This is a genomic window from Vibrio sp. (assembly GCF_047973365.1).
GTDB lineage: Bacteria > Pseudomonadota > Gammaproteobacteria > Enterobacterales > Vibrionaceae > Vibrio.
This window is the reverse complement of record NZ_JBKEBW010000030.1, coordinates 24,555-43,671: the sequence shown is the minus strand read 5'-3', so window position 1 is coordinate 43,671 and position 19,117 is coordinate 24,555. Positions and strand designations below refer to the sequence as shown.

General features: G+C 43.8%; 18 protein-coding genes and 1 pseudogene. 6 read left to right on the top strand and 13 right to left on the bottom strand.

Translation table 11 applies throughout. The features are described 5' to 3' along the window. Together ACK5MF_RS05265 and glgX are read right to left on the bottom strand one after the other, a co-directional pair. Nucleotides 1–196: pseudogene (locus tag ACK5MF_RS05265) on the bottom strand (helix-turn-helix domain-containing protein); the annotation flags it as partial. Nucleotides 197–411: 215 nt separating this feature from the next. Next, complete coding sequence (gene glgX, locus ACK5MF_RS05260) at nucleotides 412–2,391, bottom strand: glycogen debranching protein GlgX (RefSeq protein WP_416920052.1); 1,980 nt, start codon at nucleotides 2,389–2,391, stop codon at nucleotides 412–414. 445 nt (nucleotides 2,392–2,836) lie between these two features. Between glgX and lamB the strand changes: the two genes are divergently transcribed. Further along, entirely contained in the window at nucleotides 2,837–4,018 is a 1,182-nt protein-coding gene (gene lamB / locus ACK5MF_RS05255; RefSeq protein WP_416920050.1) for a maltoporin LamB, read from the top strand. A 106-nt stretch (nucleotides 4,019–4,124) separates the two neighbouring features. After that, complete coding sequence (locus ACK5MF_RS05250) at nucleotides 4,125–4,955, top strand: MalM family protein (RefSeq protein WP_416920049.1); 831 nt, start codon at nucleotides 4,125–4,127, stop codon at nucleotides 4,953–4,955. A gap of 233 nt (nucleotides 4,956–5,188) precedes the next feature. Here ACK5MF_RS05250 and nagB read toward each other — a convergent pair whose 3' ends face one another. After that, nucleotides 5,189–5,989 (bottom strand): glucosamine-6-phosphate deaminase, encoded by an 801-nt coding sequence (gene nagB, locus ACK5MF_RS05245; RefSeq protein ID WP_416920047.1) that lies wholly within the window; start codon nucleotides 5,987–5,989, stop codon nucleotides 5,189–5,191. Between the two features lie 387 nt (nucleotides 5,990–6,376). Here nagB and ACK5MF_RS05240 point away from each other — a divergent pair, with 387 nt between their 5' ends. Then, nucleotides 6,377–6,628, top strand: coding sequence for a DUF3081 domain-containing protein (locus ACK5MF_RS05240; RefSeq protein ID WP_165313243.1), 252 nt, complete (start codon nucleotides 6,377–6,379; stop codon nucleotides 6,626–6,628). Nucleotides 6,629–6,790: 162 nt separating this feature from the next. Here the strand turns inward: ACK5MF_RS05240 and ACK5MF_RS05235 are convergent, their stop codons facing one another. Further along, nucleotides 6,791–7,159, bottom strand: coding sequence for a DUF413 domain-containing protein (locus ACK5MF_RS05235; RefSeq protein WP_416920045.1), 369 nt, complete (start codon nucleotides 7,157–7,159; stop codon nucleotides 6,791–6,793). Between the two features lie 150 nt (nucleotides 7,160–7,309). Between ACK5MF_RS05235 and ACK5MF_RS05230 the strand changes: the two genes are divergently transcribed. Further along, a complete protein-coding gene (locus ACK5MF_RS05230; RefSeq protein ID WP_416920043.1) occupies nucleotides 7,310–8,197 on the top strand; it encodes a LysR family transcriptional regulator in 888 nt (295 codons plus the stop codon). Nucleotides 8,198–8,347: 150 nt separating this feature from the next. On the opposite strand, the gene ACK5MF_RS05225 is transcribed toward ACK5MF_RS05230, so the two are convergent. After that, on the bottom strand, nucleotides 8,348–8,785 hold the full coding sequence (locus ACK5MF_RS05225; protein ID WP_416920041.1) for a DoxX family protein: 438 nt from the start codon (nucleotides 8,783–8,785) through the stop codon (nucleotides 8,348–8,350). A gap of 305 nt (nucleotides 8,786–9,090) precedes the next feature. Here ACK5MF_RS05225 and ACK5MF_RS05220 point away from each other — a divergent pair, with 305 nt between their 5' ends. After that, nucleotides 9,091–9,561: a methylated-DNA--[protein]-cysteine S-methyltransferase gene (locus ACK5MF_RS05220; RefSeq protein ID WP_416920040.1), complete on the top strand. Its 471-nt coding sequence runs from the start codon at nucleotides 9,091–9,093 to the stop codon at nucleotides 9,559–9,561. A 55-nt stretch (nucleotides 9,562–9,616) separates the two neighbouring features. On the opposite strand, the gene nhaD is transcribed toward ACK5MF_RS05220, so the two are convergent. The 6 genes from nhaD to ACK5MF_RS05190 form a co-directional block, all read right to left on the bottom strand. Continuing rightward, nucleotides 9,617–11,062 carry a sodium:proton antiporter NhaD gene (gene nhaD / locus ACK5MF_RS05215; protein WP_416920038.1) on the bottom strand — a complete coding sequence of 482 codons (1,446 nt, stop codon included), beginning with the start codon at nucleotides 11,060–11,062 and terminating at the stop codon, nucleotides 9,617–9,619. Between the two features lie 219 nt (nucleotides 11,063–11,281). After that, nucleotides 11,282–12,577: a dicarboxylate/amino acid:cation symporter gene (locus tag ACK5MF_RS05210; RefSeq protein ID WP_416920036.1), complete on the bottom strand. Its 1,296-nt coding sequence runs from the start codon at nucleotides 12,575–12,577 to the stop codon at nucleotides 11,282–11,284. A 688-nt stretch (nucleotides 12,578–13,265) separates the two neighbouring features. Beyond that, nucleotides 13,266–14,309: a DUF2955 domain-containing protein gene (locus ACK5MF_RS05205; protein WP_416920034.1), complete on the bottom strand. Its 1,044-nt coding sequence runs from the start codon at nucleotides 14,307–14,309 to the stop codon at nucleotides 13,266–13,268. Nucleotides 14,310–14,321: 12 nt separating this feature from the next. Then, the gene (locus tag ACK5MF_RS05200; RefSeq protein ID WP_416920032.1) at nucleotides 14,322–15,380 is read right to left on the bottom strand and encodes an HlyD family secretion protein; all 1,059 of its coding nucleotides are present in this window, start codon (nucleotides 15,378–15,380) and stop codon (nucleotides 14,322–14,324) included. A 17-nt stretch (nucleotides 15,381–15,397) separates the two neighbouring features. After that, nucleotides 15,398–15,871 carry a transcriptional regulator SlyA gene (gene slyA / locus ACK5MF_RS05195; RefSeq protein ID WP_416920030.1) on the bottom strand — a complete coding sequence of 158 codons (474 nt, stop codon included), beginning with the start codon at nucleotides 15,869–15,871 and terminating at the stop codon, nucleotides 15,398–15,400. A gap of 136 nt (nucleotides 15,872–16,007) precedes the next feature. Then, entirely contained in the window at nucleotides 16,008–16,907 is a 900-nt protein-coding gene (locus ACK5MF_RS05190; protein ID WP_416920028.1) for a LysR substrate-binding domain-containing protein, read from the bottom strand. A gap of 205 nt (nucleotides 16,908–17,112) precedes the next feature. On the opposite strand from ACK5MF_RS05190, the gene ACK5MF_RS05185 reads away from it, so the two are divergent. Further along, the gene (locus ACK5MF_RS05185) at nucleotides 17,113–17,916 is read left to right on the top strand and encodes a DODA-type extradiol aromatic ring-opening family dioxygenase (RefSeq protein WP_416920027.1); all 804 of its coding nucleotides are present in this window, start codon (nucleotides 17,113–17,115) and stop codon (nucleotides 17,914–17,916) included. A gap of 22 nt (nucleotides 17,917–17,938) precedes the next feature. On the opposite strand, the gene ACK5MF_RS05180 is transcribed toward ACK5MF_RS05185, so the two are convergent. Together ACK5MF_RS05180 and ACK5MF_RS05175 are read right to left on the bottom strand one after the other, a co-directional pair. Further along, entirely contained in the window at nucleotides 17,939–18,580 is a 642-nt protein-coding gene (locus ACK5MF_RS05180) for an esterase/lipase family protein (RefSeq protein WP_416920025.1), read from the bottom strand. Nucleotides 18,581–18,737: 157 nt separating this feature from the next. Continuing rightward, nucleotides 18,738–19,007 (bottom strand): Lpp/OprI family alanine-zipper lipoprotein, encoded by a 270-nt coding sequence (locus ACK5MF_RS05175; protein WP_416920023.1) that lies wholly within the window; start codon nucleotides 19,005–19,007, stop codon nucleotides 18,738–18,740. Between the last annotated feature and the right edge of the window lie 110 nt (nucleotides 19,008–19,117).

The following is a 19,117-nucleotide window of genomic DNA, read 5'->3' as shown; positions in this document are numbered from 1 at the left end:
CTTCCAGCTTAGCTTCCGCACTAAGAGAATGGCCATCAATTAAAAATGAATTTGAACCATGCATAGTGAAAACATGAGCCCAATAACGAACATGTTTTGTTGGGACAGAATATTTTTCAGCGAGCTCTCGAGGAGTGGAGCCATCAAGATACTTTTTAGCTACTTTGAACTTTAACTCGCGACTGTATTTGGACATAAATAAAAGACCCCCAATAATTGGTTGTCCAACTATTGGGGGTCACTTCAGTCCCCCGTGGGAATGCATACCAAAGCCAAAATAGGCAGTTAATCTGACTTTCTGTGAGCCAAATATGCATTCCCACGCATAGCATGGGAACGAGGATTCTCTTAACTGATTGGCATTAGAGCTGCTAGCTCTCCCTTACTTTTATTATTTTTGAGAGCCAAATTCTATAACAACTTACCTTTTTTCTTTGGCTGAAAGTGCAAAAGCGCCATAGAGGTGGGTAGCTGAAGCACTTCACCTTCTGCGTGTCCGGGCTGAATATGACGTAAGTTAGTATCGCAGATGATTTTCCAATCTTGATTACGGTCATTTGGCAGTTTAAATCTAACCGGCGCATTGGTTTGGTTAATAAGATATAAAAGCTCTTGTTCGTCTTTGCCGATGCCCATGTGCAGCGCAACCGAAGTGACTCTGTTCCAGTCGTCATGTTCCATCAAATGACCATCAACGCGTCTCCAGAAGATGCGGTTGAAGTTACGTTCGTCGCCACTAAAGGCACGAATAAACGGAATCATATAGGTTTGGCGGGCTGTAACCATTTGTCCGAGCCACTCTCTGAAAATGTCTTTATTCTCTGAGTGTTCCCAGTTAATCCAACTGATCTCGTTGTCCTGGCAATAGGCGTTGTTATTACCTTTCTGGGTATGGGAAAGCACATCTGCGGTAAGAATATGCGGAATACCAAATGCAAACAGCAGGCTTGCCATAAAGTTACGCTTTTGACGTTCACGAGTTGCCTGAATGGCGAGATTATCGGTTTCACCCTCTTCACCATAGTTGTCGGAGCGGTTATCACCGTGACCGTCGCGGTTCTGCTCACCGTTAGCCTCATTGTGTTTGTGCTTGTACGATACTAAATCCTGAAGCGTGTAGCCATCATGGTAGGTAATGTAGTTAACCGTGAGTTTATAGGGCCAGTTTGCGGCGCTGTAGAGATCTCGCGAGCCCATAAGACGTGTTGCGAATTCTTTGAGAAAGCCTTGGTCACCACGCCAAAAACTACGGGTAATATCGCGCAGTTTGTCGTTGGTTTCATTCCAGCCAAAAGGGAAATTACCCACTTGGTAACCATTAGGACCAATATCCCAAGGCTCGGCAATTAACTTTACTTCGCGGAGTACAGGATCCTGAGCGACGGCTTTGAAGAATGCGGCTTCGCGGCTAAAGTCATCGCCTCGGCGTCCGAGAGTCGCCGCTAAGTCGAAACGGAAACCATCAATTTTATATTCACTAACCCAATAGCGCAGGGTATCCATCACCAAGTTAAGCGATGGCTGATAGGAGAGATCAACTGTATTACCGCAGCCAGTAAAATTGGCGAAATGGGGACCGTGTCTAAGATAATAATTGGGGTCTAACGCCTTGAGATTGAAAACTGGGCCATCTTGTCCGCCTTCTGCGGTATGGTTGTAAACCACATCTAAAATAACTTGGATGCCTTGTTTGTGGAGCTCCCGTATAACGGTTTTAAATTCGGTAACGGCGTCTTTAATCGCGTAACGAGGGTCGGGAGCCATAAAGACAAAAGGGTTGTAACCCCAGTAGTTGACTTTACCCATATCCAACAAATGAGGTTCATGCATACATGCGGCAATCGGCAGCAGTTGCAGAGTATTGATATGTTGTTGGCGATAGAACGATAGCATCGGCTCACTAATTAAGCCCATATAGGTACCACGCGCCTTTTTCTCAACATCTGGATGAAGTTGAGTGAGACCTTTTACATGAGTTTCAAACAACACCATTTCATCGCGGGCGATATTGGGCTTTGGTGAATCTTGCCAGTCGAAGTCATCATTAATGACCAAACACTTGGCAAGCTCAAAACTGTCTTCTGTTGAGAAGGGCGGAGTATATGTGAGCGGTGCATCTAACGCTTTGGCATAAGGGTCTGAAACATACAATAAGCTGTTGTCGTCTTCGTGGGAGATAAAACCATACCTTTGTCCCGCTTTAATTCCAGACATATAGGTGTGTTTTATTCCAGCATATTCACCTTCTAATGGATGAGTTTCGTAGCTGCCATCAGAATTAAATAGCGCAAGAACCAAATCATCATTGGCTGGAGCATAGATAGAAAAGTTGCATCCATTTGGATCAAGTGTTGCACCCAAAGGATACGGACGAGAAGCAGTTGTAGTCATTGTCAGTTACGTTCTTATAGTTTGGGTATAAGTTACCCACTTATTTTAAGTAAAAAGCGTTGCCACTGTTAGGTCAAGCGCCGTTCAATAAAATTTATTCTGTAATTTCATTACATTTTTATGAACATTTTATCGCTAAATAGTGATCTAATGCATTTTGTATTCCACGAAAGTGAAAACTTTCGATCACTCCTCCCCCTAAATTGCGTGATCAGCGTTTCAAAAACACCATACCTCAAAAAATCTCATCCCTAATCATCCCCCTCAAATTAATTTGGGGTGGAGGAAGTCATCCCTATGCGAGTTCATTAACCTAAATAACGTTGAAACAACTGGGGACTTGTCCCGTCTTACCTCTTTTTATCGTGACTCCGTTTCTGCCTTTCGGGCTCTAAATAGAAAGAGGACTAAGAAACTAAAAATAAGATCCTATTTGGAGTTAATAATGAAAAAAGTAAGTGTAATTGCTGCCGCAGTGGCTGCTACTCTAGCGGCTGGTTCTGCTTTCGCTGTTGATTTTAATGGTTACTTCCGCGCAGGTACTGGTATCAGCGGCAACGGTGAAGGTGATGTTTCTTTCATGAAAAGTGGTGTTGGTCGTCTTGGTAATGAAAACGACAACTACTATGAGTTTGGCTTTGCTGAAGAGTTGAAAACAGGTGAACAAACTTGGAAAGTTGAGTCAATGATTGCTCAGGGCAATGATGGTGCATCGGGTTGGGAGGATGGCGACTTTAACGTAGCTCAGTTTAATGTTCAGGCAAAAGGATTGCTTGCTTCAGATAAAGACGCAACTCTTTGGGCTGGTAAACGTTACTATCAACGTAAAGACATCCACATTACAGACTTTTACTACCTAAATACATCAGGTACTGGTGGTGGTATTGAAAACCTATCTGTTGGCAATCAAAAACTTTCTGTTGCTTTAGTGCAAGATGGTTCGGCAAGCGACTCAACTGGTTACATTTTTGATGCGCGTTTAGCTAACATTGGTCTTTGGGACAATGCATCTTTAGAGTTAGCAGTAGCATACAACTTTGCAACCGAAAAAGAAGGGGCTTCAGAAGCAGCTGATGATGGTGTAATGGGAACCGCAATTCTTCATCAAGGCTTAAGTAACGGTTTTAACCAAACTATCGCGCAAGTGGGTACAGCCGGTTACGGTGTACAAATGGCTAACCTCTGGGGTGCTGGTACATACTACAGTCGTGGTACTGATGAAAACAATGATGCATTCGGTTATCGTGTACTTAACTGGGGTGTCGTAAATCTAGGTGAATCTTGGGAACTTGGTCACCAATTAGCCTTCCTTGCTGGTTCTGATATCGGTGCTGAAAAAGCGGATATTCATCAATATTCAGCGGTTGTTCGTCCAATGTACAAGTGGAACGATACTATGCGTACGGTATTTGAAGCTGGCTACAATGGTGGTGAAGATGTTGATGGCAATGATTTTGCGGGTAGCAAATTTACTGTAGCGCAAGCTTGGGCAATGGGAGATAGCTTCTGGGCTCGTCCTGAACTGCGCGTCTACGGTTCTTACTTGACTGATTACGAAGGAACAACTTTTGGTGATGAAGGTGATTCTGATTTCGTAGTTGGTGTGCAAGTAGAAGCTTGGTGGTAAATTGGGCTGCTAACTAATTGACGTTTTTAATAGCCGATGTATATCGGCTATTTTTCTAACGGCTTTGCAAATTAGAGTTGTTAGAAAAATAACTAAGGAGCGCGAAATGAAGTTTAAAAGTTTATTGTTGGGCAGTTGTATTGCGTTAGCTGGATGCCAAACCGCTCCCATTATTGAACAACCAATGGATATGACTGAGCAACACTTAACATCAATTGCCCAACTAGAGGCGATCTCAGTTAAGCTACCCAGCACAACAAAGGTTTCACTGACATCACAAAGCCAGTATTTAAGTAATGACCGAGTCAACAGTCCGGTTGCTGTATTCGAAATCCCTGCCGATAGAGGAGAACTGACGCTTTCTATTACTAGTGAGATCAATGAGTCTGTTTTTTATCCGAACGCTCTTATCGTAAATAAAACTGGTGAGATTATTGAATCATACGATGAGTCGTATTTTGAATATCGAAAACCACGGTTGAACTTAGGCAATCGCCTTGTTGCCGATGTGGAATTTTATCCTCCTCAAGGTTATAAAAATCTCTATCTGATCGTTTATACCAAAGATGAGTATTTAAATGGCATCACTTCTGTTGCTCATCCTGGGCGTATTGACGCAGAAGCTCGTGGTAATTATATGCCCGAGCTTAAAGATATCCCTATCCCACATGCTTTGACAGGCGTTATTGAACTTGAGATATCCGGGCCAAGATTTTTATCGTTTATGCGTTCTTCTGAAAAGGAAAGTACCACTACCGAAGATGCCAGAAATGCCAAAACACCATTGCCAGACACACAAACCTATTACCACACTTCAATTCAGAAGGCGGTAGAAGTTGGCGATATCCCTAAAGCGCTAAGTTTGCTGGATGAAGCCAAAGCATTAGGTGTTGAAGGGGCACAAGAGGTGTTTGTTAAAGCGGTCAATAGCAAATAATACCAAACACATTAATTTCCTGATCAAGTAGACATTGAGTACCGATAAGCAAACCCTCCGAGCCATGGATGGCTCGGCGGAGCCCCATGGAAGGGTTTATGTGTGTTTGCGTTCGGTGCTCATTGTCTAATACTGAACAGATTAATCGTGAAATTGGTATAACAATGAGTGAAATGCATCAATAAAACAAAGGAGCGAAATCGCTCCTTTGTCCGTTTGAAAAGCGACAAAAATTAGAAGCCTTTGATGTTCTCTGCTTCTAACTCGTTGAAATAACGAACCGTTTTTACTTTTAACTCATGAGTGGCTGGGTCATCACACACTATGATGGCTTTGGCATGCAATTGAAGTGCACTCACTGTCCAAAGGTGGTTTACACAGCCTTCAACCGCCGCTTCTACAGCAAGCGCTTTGTTGTGGCCGATAGCTAGGATTAGAAGTTCTTCTGCGTCAAGCAGAGTACCCACACCGATAGTTAGTGCGTATTTTGGCACTTGGCTCACATCGCCACCAAAGAAGCGAGAGTTCGCGATACGAGTATCTTCAGTCAGTGTTTTGATACGAGTGCGTGAAGATAGTGACGATGCTGGTTCGTTAAATGCGATATGGCCGTCGTTACCTACGCCACCCATGAATAGGTTGATTTTGCCGTAAGATTTGATCTTCTCTTCGTAACGCTTACATACCGCGTCGTGATCATCAGACATACCATCAAGCAAGTTGATGTTTTGCTCTTGGATATCTACATGATTAAAGAAATTGGTGTACATGAATGTACGGTAAGACTCAGGGTGATCCGCTGGTAGACCGACATACTCATCCATGTTGAATGTCACAACATGCTTGAAGCTCACTTCACCTGCGTTATAAAGCTCGATTAGGGCTTTGTATGTTTCAAGAGGAGTGCTACCTGTTGGTAGACCTAGAACAAACGGACGTTCTGCAGTGGGTTTGAATGCATTGATACGCTTAACAATGTGCGCCGCTGCCCATTTGCCGACTTGTGCTTTGTTGTTCAGTGGGATAAGTCTCATGTTTCGCCCTTAATATTGGTCATTGTTTTCTCCCCTTGATGCGTAAAGTGACATTTGGATGTCTTCGATTGTTGCTGTTTTATGACAGCAACGCTTTAAACACCTTGGGTTGTTTTATTAATTTGCATTATAAAATAAGTTTTCGCTATCTGCCATTGTTTTATGTCAAACTTTCGTTGTATGAGCTTGTTTACGGTGTTAGTAACAGACGTTATGTCGTTTTTAGCGGCTATTCATGCTCTTCTTATCGCTAAATGTGTAAAAGTTAAATAACAAAATTTACATTTAAAATTAAGTGAAATTTTGATTCGTAGCGCATAGCAAATTGGCGAAGAGAAAGTTCGTTACCCATAATTAATGTGCAAGGAAAGATTAAGGAGTAAAGCAATGAAAAACGAACTTGATCCAACCAAAATCTTACACGCGTATGAGGCAATTATAGAACACGGCACACCGACGGAGCATGGCAAAATCTATGAGGGTGTTGAAGCATTTTCGGATTACGATGGATACAGTATCTATCTACGTGGCAATGGCGTGGAGCTGAAAGTAGGGTTTCACAATACCTACCATCTTGAGTATGACCAAGAGCACTTAAAAGACACCTTTTTGAAGAAGGTCTCCATGTTGGCTAAATAATATGCTGGCTAAATAGTATGTTGGCTAAATAGATAGTGACTAATTAGCAATCAGTGCCGATTAGCAAGCAGAACATTGTGAGGGCAGAGTAGCTATTTGTAGCTGTGGTATTTTGCTAAGTGGTACACAGCTTCAGCACGAAGTGTGTGCTGAAGCTGTTTCTTAACCTTCTTCGGTTAAGCTTGGCTCGTCATCAGTATCGGTGTAATCGTCTGATGATGCGTCAAGTTTGTTGCGACCATTCAATGTGTGAAAACGTTTCCGACCGCGAGCCAAACGCACGTATTTTAACCATGCTTTCTCGATTTTGTTTGATGCTAGTTCTGGGTTTTCCAAGACTTTTAGAAATTGTTGTTCTTCTGCGTTTTCAGGTTGCAGAGTACCAGCTTCCAAGCCGTTTAGAGTTTCACCGTAAAGTGTAAGAATATCCTCTTCTGCAAGAGTGAAATCGCCAGATTTCGCGAATCCGCGCGGGAACTTTTTCGTGTCGTAAAAACGTTTTTTACCTGTACGAAATGCAGTCTCAAACATATCAACCTCGTGTAAATATGAGCTGCTACTATGTAGCTTTGGTTCACCGCGAAAGTTAGGCGCAAATTATATAAAAGAAAAACAAAAATTTTTTATCGTCATAATTGTACTTCCTTGTTAATCTTCGATTGTAAATTCAGAGGATTCTATATGGACGTAAAAGTCTTTCGTACTTTTCTTGAGTTGGCTCAGGTACGCCATTTTGGTCGTGCTGCTGAAAACCTATATTTAACTCAAGCGGCTGTAAGTGCACGTATTAAACAATTAGAAAGCTATTTTGACACACAACTTTTCACTCGTGATCGCAACAACATTAAGTTGACATCGGCAGGGGAACGTTTGGTTAGTTATGCAGAGGTGATGGTGACGACCTTGCAGCAGGCCAAATTTGAGCTTTCTCTGGAAAATGGTCAAGCACTGCAACTGACCATTGGTGGTACACCAAACGTGTGGGATGCGTATTTACAAAACTGCTTGAGTGTTGTGACCGATGCATTTGGTGGTTATGCGTTCATGGCAGAAGTGATGGGACGTGAACAGCTTAGCCGACAGTTGCTGGAGCGCACATTAGATATGGCGTTTGCCTTTGATCAGATTAAAGCGGAAGAGCTGAACTGCAAGAAAGTGGCCGATCTGGTGCTCGTGCTTGTCTCTACCCAAGATGACACATTAGAGTCGGTATTTCATAATCGCTATGTCTACGTGGATTGGGGCTCTCGTTTTGCCGCAGAACATGCCGATAGACACCCAAAAGCGCCTGCGCCTTTTTTACGCACCTCAACAGCGCGTATTGCGTTAGATTTCATTTTGGAGAAAGGCGGTAGTGCTTATATGCCAACGTCGATTGTCGAGCCATTTATTGCTTCTGGTGAGCTGCATCTTGTGCCTGGGATAGATGAGTGGCATCGACCAGTGTTCCTGAGCTATCGCAAAAATAGCTCGACTATCGAGGCAATAGGGCATGTTGAAGAGTTAGTGAAGAACATTGATCCTCTCACTGCTTACAGCATTCAGCGTGCTGGCGAAGCGAGTTTGTAGTTTTCAAGGTTATCGAGCTATATCTAAAAAAGGTTATCCAAAAGAGAAAGGCGGGCAGATGCGAACTGCTCGCCTTTCTCTTATTCAATTTAGCTAGTCGCCGATCTGATCATATTTTTACCTAAGATGGCATCAGATTGAACCGCGTCATTATCTAGATTGGCTTAGTATGTTGTCTACACTCAATTTGCCCGCGCCAGAGATTGCGAGTGATACTGCGGCTGCAAGAAGCGCCAGACCAAACTCGTAACCACCGTTAGATAGAAACAAACCATTGCTAATGTGTGTGCTCAGGATTGCCACCGCCATAGTAAAAGCAAGAACTGCTGCTGCTGGACGAGTGAATAAACCGATTAGGATGAAGAGACCACCGAAGAATTCGCCGCTACCAGCAAGGAATGCCATTAGCACGCCCGGTTCTAAACCAATTGATGCCATCCATTGGCCTGTGCCTTGAAGACCATAGCCGCCGAACCAAGCGAATAATTTTTGAGAGCCGTGCGCCATAAAAATGATACTGATAGGAAGACGCAAAGCGAGTGGAGCAAATCCTGCATTTGATGCGAGAAGTTTTTTAAGAGCTGACATATATAGATTCCTTAAAGTTCAAAACTTTCGAATAAGTTATGATGTTGTCTGTGACTGTTGGAATGAATTTTAGAAGATGAATATCGACTTGATAATCTAGAATGATTGATTTTGTTGTTTGAAAAATTCGAATGAACTTTGGCGCCAGATTGGCATCAATTTGTGCTTTGCCAATCATTCAATTTCCCAAATGGCTAGTGTTATGCTGCAAGCAACGTAAACTAAAGTGAGTTTCAAGCTTATGAACAAACAAAAAGTAGTAGCTAGGGGTAGCTACACCACTTTCTACTGTTGGAACCAATAACATGAATTACTACACCTTGTATCAGAGCCCGTACGGGCAAATGACTCTTCAGGCAAACGACAACGGTTTGCTTGGTGCTTGGTTTGAAATAGAAACAACGAAGCCTTCAGAGTTAGGCGCTTACAGCGAAACCCATGAGATTTTGCATCAGGCTAAAAGCCAGTTAGACGAATACTTCTCGGGACAACGTACTCAGTTTGATTTGCCATTGGCAGCAAAAGGTACCGACTTTCAGCAGTCGGTTTGGCAGGCATTATGTCGTATTCCCTACGGTGAGACATGGAGCTATCAGCAACTGGCGGAAGAAATTGGCAACCCAAAAGCCGTGCGAGCTGTCGGATTAGCCAACGGTAAAAACCCAATATCGATCATCGTTCCATGCCATCGTGTGATCGGTAAAAACGGTAAGCTAACGGGTTATGCAGGAGGTATTGAAACTAAAAGTAAGCTATTGCAACTGGAACAAAGCTAAGCATCACAATAAATATGCTCAGTGGTTTGTTACCAGTTGCTGGTTAATCATTGCGCTAGAAGAATACATTGAATGACGCGTGGTTCAATGTGAGATGCAAAACAATACTCACTACATAACCTAATATGATGACAGGCGCCCACTTCAAATGACCAAAGAAAGTGTATTTGCCGTGGGCGGCGCCCATTAAAGCCACACCTGCTGCTGAACCTATGGATAATAAGCTGCCGCCAACACCTGCTGTTAGCGTCACTAACAACCAGTTTCCTAGCGACATATACGGTTCCATCGAAAGCACTGCGAACATCACAGGTATGTTATCTATGATCGAAGACAGGATACCCACAGTGATGTTTGCCCACATTGGATCCCATTGGGTGTAAATGACCTCGGAAATCATAGTGAGATAGCCCAACAAACTCAGTCCACCTACACACATAACGACGCCGTAAAAGAATAATAGTGTATCCCATTCGGCGTGTGATACCCGGCTAAATACGTCAAAGGGAACCACTGAACCGATGCGTTTGAGAGCGGCTTCATCATTGTTGGCGATAGCCATAGCGGTTTTCTTCGCAAGGGAGCCTGCTAATGTTTTACGTAAGAAATAGCCAAAGAATTGCAGATAGGCTAAGCCCATCATCATTCCTATTACTGGAGGTAAGTGGAAGGCACCGTGGAAGCCCACCGCCGTGGCGATGGTAAGAATAAACAGCAGTACGATGCGTCTGGCACCGCGTTTTAGCTCGACATGTTCGTTAACGGTATCCGGTGCCTCTTTTGGCACAAAGAAAGACATAATCAGCGCTGGAACCATGTAGTTAGCTATAGCAGGAATAAACAGGCTCAAGAATTGAGTGAAATTGACATGCCCAGCTTGCCATACCATCAGTGTGGTAATGTCGCCAAAAGGGCTAAAAGCCCCGCCCGCGTTAGCAGCAACCACTATGTTAATACAAGCGATATTAATAAAGCGATTGTGCTTGCCTCCCACTTTCATCACCACCGCACACATCAATAACGCCGTGGTTAAGTTGTCCGCGATGGGAGAGATGAAAAAAGCGAGCAAGCCTGTTATCCAAAACAGGGTTCGATAATTAAATCCTTTGCTTACCATCCACGCTTGTAAGGCATCAAAAAGCCGTCGTTCTTCCATCGCACTGATGTAAGTCATGGCGACGAGCAAGAACAGCAGCAGTTCTGCATATTCCAGTAAGTTATATTCGAGTGCTTGACGAGCGATTTCGGTTGCGCCTTGCTGTTGGTAAACATAGCCAATCATTGCCCAAATCAGACCTGCTGCTAGCAACACCGGTTTTGATTTCCTGAGTTGCAAATACTCTTCTAGCATGACTAGCAGATAAGCAGCGACAAAGATAATGACAGCCGCATAGCCAACGTAGGAATGGGTTAAGTTCAGTCCTTGAGCAGCAGTGCCTGAAGCCAAACTCGGAGAAGATATCAACAAGGAGCAAAAGATAAGTGGCCATTTTTTTTTCATTATGAATCCTCACATTTCTTTATCGCGTCGTGGAAATGATATGCCTCAGTGTAGGAAGGATCATTTGTTCAGAATGTGAACTTGGTAGATTCTGGTTGCAGATAAACTGATTTATTAGCGGGAGTGTGAGCTTGGGCAAATATTGAGTCAATTCAATCAAGTGAAAACGAATTCGCCCCAAGTGCCATGGCTACGAGGGGCGTTTAAATCTACATAAGCTTATTTATGAAGATGAACTTCTTCTTCTTTTTCGCCAGCGACGGGGTCGTTAAATTTGTCGATATCTAATGCGTTTTCAGATTTCGCAACAATACAGGTAACACAACAATCGCCAGTGATGTTAACCGCAGTACGAATCATATCCAGTAAACGGTCAACACCCATGATTAGAGCAATGCCTTCTAGTGGTAGACCCACTTGGTTGAGAACCATCGCCAGCATGACCAGACCTACTCCCGGAACACCAGCAGTACCAATAGAAGCCAACGTTGCCGTCAAGATAACGGTTAGGTAGTCACCCATCGTTAGATCAATGTTGAATGCTTGAGCAATAAATGCAGTTGCTACACCCTGCATGATAGCTGTGCCATCCATGTTTACTGTAGCACCAAGCGGAATAGTGAAAGACGCGACTTTGTTATCGACGCCTAAGCGATATTTAGCGGTTTCCATGCTAACTGGAATGGTTGCGTTTGATGATGCCGTCGAGAAGGCAAACATTACCGCATCTTCCATTTTACGCAGGAAGGTAATAGGGCTCAGACCAGAGAAAGCTTTCAACATAACGCTATAGGTGACTAAGCCATGGATAAGCAGTGCCGCGGAAAGTACCAGGAAGTATTCTGCTAAGTTGACAATGGCACTTAAACCAAGACTAGTGAATAGCTTCGCCATTAGGAAGAACACGCCGTATGGTGCAATGTTCATTAATAATGCAACCAGCTTCATGATCACTTCATTCAGGTCATTGAACATTGCAGCTACGCGTTCGCCGGCTTCACCAGCAGCGCTGATCGCAATACCAAACAGCAGTGCAAATACGATAATTTGCAGCGTTTTACCTTCAGCCATAGAACTGATTGGGTTGGTTGGGAACATATCAATGATCACCTTACCCAATGATGGTGCTTCCGTTGCTGTAAACGTGCTGGCAGCGGTTAGGTCAGCCCCCGCTCCTGGTTGAAAAACGGTACCCATAAACAGAGCAAGTGTAATCGCGAAAGCGGTGGTGATGATATAAAACGAAAGGGTTTTGCCACCCATACGCCCAAGAGTTGTGATGTCTTTGAGAGAACTTGTACCACATACCAGTGATACAAACACCAGTGGCACAACAAGCATTTTCAAGCTAGCGATGAAGATTTTGCCACCAACTTCAAACAGCCCGTTGACAATATAATCATCGACGAATCCGTTGCCTGCAAACAGGGCGCGAATGATAAATCCGGTTAAAATACCGACGACCATACCGATGATAACTCGGCTGGTTAAGGATAACGGCTTTTTGGTATCCATTATGAACACTCCTTATAGTTATGCACTTCAACATTCATTTTGAAGTGGGCGGCAGGGTATCAGCCTCGTCCGAAAATCAAAAATCAAATAAGGGTGTGAGATTTATGAGTGTGATCGTGATCACCATGTTGTTGGGTGAAATTACTATTATTTAACATTATTTTAGAATTTAGAAACAATAATGCTCATTTAATGAGCATAAAATGCGAATTGGCGATAAAGCATGCAAATTACTTTCAGCTATTGAGTTGTTAAATGTACCAACTGGCACAACGATTAGCTGATGAATATGTAATCATATGAGTAACGATTTGGTGATTTTATATGCAAATTTGTCAATGATGTTGATATAACGCGTGTTAATACCAAGCAGATTCATTCCCTGCTCAAGTCGATGTTGTCTAAGATTGAACAGATTAATGGTATAAAAATAGCGCCGATAGAATATGGCTTGTATTCGTAGGCGCTATTTCAGTTATTTAATTGTTGCGGCTAATACCATTCTGGAAAACTTTCTGATCAGTGAATGGGTGTCGATAAGCAAACCCTCCGAGCCATGGATGGCTCGGCGGAGCCCCAAGGACGGCCGCTCTTATAAAAATAAGGGCGTGTTTGTGTTCGACGCTCATTCGCTGTTTCACCAATGCCTAAATTTGATCATATTTTTACTTAGACTGGTATAAATGCATTATGCCATGTCATGACTGAATCGCGTTGATTCAAAACTATTCAGCAGGCGATGGACAAAGTAAGTGATCAGTAGTGTTACAACAATCGCAAACAAGATGCTGCTTACACGGTAAAGAGCACTGTAAACCAAGTCACCACCCGGAGAAAGATACTGGCCAAACAAAATTCCAAGAGTGGTTAGGCCACCAAACCCCGCTCCTGAACCACTGGACTCTTTCACATGCATATAGCTAAAGATCATTGAGCCGATCCAGAGCAGCGGAGCAACGAACAGTAATAAATCGGACCAGTCATACAGCAGTATTTGTCCAATTAAACCGAAGGTTACGCCCATTAATGTCCCCATCGCACGTTTACGTGCATAACCCATGGCGCCATTCCAGTTCATAGGGAAAAGCAGCAATATGGTGGTTGCCTGTGCAGATAGGGAGTCGTTTAAATTGAAAACCTGAAACACAATAAATGACAGGGTTGCAATGGTCGCGCCCATGATCGCTTCGTGGCGCATGCGATGGCTTTTCTTTGCTTCTGTTGGTCTTGGTGGCGGCTGCCTTGGCTCTACATCGGCAATCAAAAACGTCATTAGGTATGCAATGATAACTGAGAGCACACTAGCCAATAAGTTAGTGAAAACCAAGTTGTTGATATCTGTCGTTGGGTAGCTGGCAAAGTGCAGCATAATACTCAAACTAATAACGCTGTTTGCGCCAAACAGAAACAGGCTGCCCTTTGACATACAGGCAAATTTCACCAAGAACAAACCAAAAGCAATGATGGTCATCATACCCGGATGAGCACCGAACAACCCGCCCAAAATGCCAATTTCTAAACCACATACAACCGCAGCCGCAACCAACTGACGTGCCGCATGCGCATTCATCACTGGTACCATACCCAAAAGCAGCATGGGTGTGACGGTGAAAAATACGCCGTTATCCCAGTTAAAGATCTTACTGATGGTAAAACCAAGAGTTGCACCAGTAGCAATACGCAGGCACTGTCTGAGGTCGTTCGCAGACAGTGGATGATCCCATAATCTCATGCCTCCTCCTAATTAATAGATATAGTGGAGGGTACTAAGAAAGTGAATTTGTGCTTTCGCTAGTGATGCAAACAGTGAGTTTTCTGGGATCAGTTGTACCGTGGCACGAGCGCCAGAAGGTAACTTTTCTACCAACTTATTATCAATTGCTAAATGGACACGCATACGTTGTGCATCGCGAACCCAGCGGCTAGACGTGGTTGGCGTCGCCAGACTACCGTCAGCGGCGAACTGACCTGCGCTCACACCTGCGTCTAATGTACTGAGTTGAGCTTCAAATACTTGTCCTGGTTTGCTATCGAAAGCAACTAAGGCACGGCTGTCTGATGCAAAGTGGCGTAAGCTTTTTTCACGGAAATCAGCAATCACATCCACTTCATCAGCGACGAGAGCGATGAGCGGACTACCGGCATTTGCATAAGTACCGTTTTCCAGTTGCAGGTTAGTGACAATACCATCATGTTCGGCAACCACTTGGGTGTACGAAAGGTTTAACTTAGCTTTGTCTAACTGATTCTGTGCCACGCGAACACTGACGTTGCTATCACCCACGTCACCGCGATTGACTTGCAACTGCTTCAAGCGAGCCTGTGCCGCTGATACATTTGCCTGAGCCGCAATAGCCGCACTTTGTGCATCATCTTTTAACTGTTGTGAGGTGCCGTTACGAAGAAAAAGAGTATTAAGTCGGTTTGCTTCGCGGTGCTTTTGTTCTGCAACGATAATGCTCGCTTTCAAATCTGCTTGTGCAGCGGCGATGGATGCGTCTAATTGATCGTTGTTTTGCATTACTTGTTGGAGATTAAGCTCAGCCTGTTCAACCGCGAGTTGGTAAGTCTCTGGGTTAATTTCAAACAGAACATCACCTTTGTGTACGACCTGGTTATTATTGACATAGACGTTAGCTATTTGACCACCTACTTGAGGAGCAATTTTTGTGACAACACGGGTTGCCATTGCTTGAGGTGTCAATGGCATCGCAAGGTCCGCAACAAGAAAATAGGCGAACACAAAGACAAACCCGAAGCAGGAGTATTTAATCCAGCGAGCGAATTTTTGATCTGGGGTCATGATTTTTTACTTCTCTTTTATTCTAAGGTTTCTGACTTTTGACTAAGTGAATCAAGCGCGTTATGTGAAACTCGCTCGAGTATCGATGAAAACACTTTTATCTCTTCATCACTGATGTTGACCAACAACTGGCTGCGCACTTCGACGATTTTTTGTTCCATCTGTTTGAGCAGAGATTTCCCGTCGTCGGTTAATCTTACGATTCGAGCGCGTTTGTCACTTTTACAGCTATAACGAGTGATGAGCGATTGCTCTTCTAATTGATTTAAAGTGCGCATTAATGATGGCAATTCAATTTCAAGCGCTTCAGCGAGACTCTTCTGGCTTACATTGTCACCCAGACGTCTTAGTTTCCATAGGGCAGTCCAGCGTGGGTGTGTAAGGCCAAGCGGAGCTAACTCGCGATCTGCCACCATTTTCCAAAGGCGTGATACGCGAGCTAGTTGCTCAGCGAGAGACAATTCTTTGAGGCTTGCTATGTCATGTACCATGATTAACTCTTATTTACTTAGCGTGCTAAGTAAATAGGTGTGATTAAAATCACAGTTATTTTTATTTAACAGTGATCTCGTTGAAGCATGGGCGATGAGTTCAGAAAGGAATGAACCGTGTTCAAACAGCCGTCCATTAATAGCTATCCCAATAGGGTTGCTCGCCATAGAAGCTCGATAAAAAGTCGATAAAGTGTCTGACTTTGGATGCAAGAAATTCTCTGTGATTATAAAGCGCATAAAGCCCAAGCGGTTCGATTGGAAAGTTCTCTAGAACCTCTAACTCTCCGTCGGCTATCGCGGAACCGGTCAAAAAAGTGGGCTGAATAGCGTAGCCACGGCCTAACGTCGCCGTTTTGACAATGACATCGCCGTTGTTGCTGGCGAAATCACTACGAAAATCGTGTAGCGATAAGTGCTTCGGCCAATGCGTAAAAAGATTTCTCAGATCTGAGTAAGAAAAGCGCAGGTAGTTAAGCTGACACAACTGATCAAAGTTAGTTGGCCTGCCGTGTTTATGCCAATAACCTGGCGCCGCACACACACAGAGATTGATTGGCGTAATCTTTTTCGCTACAAGCGCCGAGTCTTTGAGATGTCCGATACGTAGTGCAATATCAACCCCTTCTTCAAGAAGATCGACTTTGCGGTCAGTCAAAAACAGTTCGACTTTAATTTCAGGAAACTGAGTTTGGAATTTTTCGATAGGGCTAGCTAAGTGATAAACGCCAAACGACATCGGCGCACTGATCCGCAGGGTACCTGACACTTGGGCATGCAAATTCGAAATGGCATTTTCCATGTCATCAATATCTATTAATACTTGGTGACAGCGATCGAAATACGCTTGACCTGCTTCGGTGAGATTGACACGGCGCGTGGTTCGGTTGAGCAGCCGTATTTTTAAATTATCTTCAAGCTGAGCGACATATTTACTGATCAATTGTGGTGACAGCTCTAGCTTATCAGCGGCTTTAATGAAGCTTCCTTCCGATACAACGGTCGTGAAAGCTCTCATCGCGACTATTTTGTCCATATTAACTTCTGCCTATATTAGCAATACCACGTTTATAATTAAGCAACACTACGCTATTTTATCACGCCTGAGTTGATAGGTATATTAAGCGACATTGTCAAGGCGAGCTTAGATTTAAGCCAGCATAGTGTTAGGACAGACATAGTGTTAAGCCAGACATAGTATTAACACTAAAAACGAAAGCCGCCGAATCAGGAGAAGTAAAATGAAATCAACTCAACGTATGCCAGCATTGTTCTTATCACATGGTTCTCCAATGATGGCGCTCGAACATTCGCAAACCACAGAATTTTTTAACAAGCTCAGTGAAAAATTTCTACAGCCTCAAGCCATCGTGATTTTTTCAGCACACTATGACCGTCGGGGTCCAGTGACGATCACCAGCGGACATAGCTTAGGAACCATCCATGACTTCTATGGATTCCCTAAACCGCTTTATGATATCGACTACTCAGCGAAAGGTGCGCCAGAATTGGCGCAAAAAGCAGCGAAATTACTGCAAGATGCCGGTATAAGTGCCCAACTGGATTCGACGCAAGGTTTGGATCACGGTGCTTGGATACCCATGCTATACATGTATCCACAAAAAAATGTGCCGATCATTCAGGTGTCTATTAATAGCTATATGGATGCGGTTTCTCACTATGAAATTGGTCGTTGGTTACGTCCACTTCGTGAAGAAGGTGTGTTGTTTGTCGGCTCTGGTGGTATTAGCCATAACTTGCGTGAAATCTTTGCGCCAGCTCAAGACCCACATAGAGTAGAGAAAGTGAATCAGTTCACGGGATGGGTGAGTGAGCAACTAGCGTCAGGCAATATTAGTGCCTTGTTGGACTACGTAAACCAGGCGCCTCATGCAAGGTTCAACCATCCTACGCCGGATCATTATCTTCCTCTGCCTTGTATCCTCGGTACAAGCTACGATGATGAAATCGGTGAAGTGTTGCATCGCGCTATTGATCTCGAAATTTTAGCGCTTGATGCCTACGGTTTTGGTATCGCTGCTTAATCAAATCATTTCACTGCCAAGCTCAAGAGAGAGGTCTCTGGGCTTTTTCCTGCGCGAAATTATCATAGCGTATGAAGTGATCGATCTGTTCTGCAACGCCTGAGCTGTAAATCAAACTGGTGTGAGTGTTTCGTACCAAATGGTGTGCCGTCATTCCCGAAATTTTGGTTTCTTCGACGGTGACGGTTCCATCGGAATGCGCCGCGTCTCTCCCCATTAATAATGAACGTACGCCAATGGGAATAGTGCCCGCTAAGCTCCCCAGTTTTTGTGGGAACTCCCACTTATCTTCGTGTTTTTGCAGGCCAAACTTCGCTGAATTTCCTAATAACACTCCCAGACCCATCTGTTGAATTTTGCCCACAATAGAAGCACCGTTTATCGGAGAACCCAAGGCGACGACATGGGAAATAAGGCGCACATCGGGTTTGCGTGAAGCGAGATATCGTTTGATCACCACTCCGCCTAAACTGTGTCCGACAAGAATATTGACTTGCTTGTGATCGAGGGCTTTATCAATGGCTGAAAACACTTTGTTTTCATCAATCGCCACCGTGTTATAGCTCACGACTTGACTTTCGTAGCCCAGTTTCTCAAGACGTTGGCTAAGTGGCAACATCGCAATACCGTGCATGTACAGTCCGTGAAGAATGATCACTTTCATACGTTATCTCAGGGTTCTTACTTTAGTGTTTTGCCAAGAGTTGCTAGTCAAAGGTGAACGATCCAAGTCAGTAATTGCGAAAAAATTAAGCCTCCATTTTCCATAGAGGAACTAGGAGGCTTAGAAAAACTCATCTGCGGACAGTTGGGTTGGGGTGTTATTTAGTATAAGACTGAGCGATGTTGTCGATACGCTCATTTGCACGTGCCGCTTCTTCTTGCGCTGCCATTGCAGAATCAGATGCTGCAGTTGCTTTTGAATCTAGTGCAGCGTGCTCACTCTTAAGTGTTGCAACTTCGTCGTTAAGTTGGCTAACTTGGCTGTTTAGTTCGTCCAATTTTGCTGTTGTTGCTTCGTCTGGACCTGATGCACAACCTGCTAGTAATAATACAGAAGACGCTGCCGCCGCGATTAACATCTTGTTCATATGAACTCCTTGATTTTATGTAAATATCAGAACGCCCTATACATTCTTGCCCATATAGTGACGAGTTATAGTGTAGCCACTATTTTACACTTCGCCTAATTGGTGAAAGT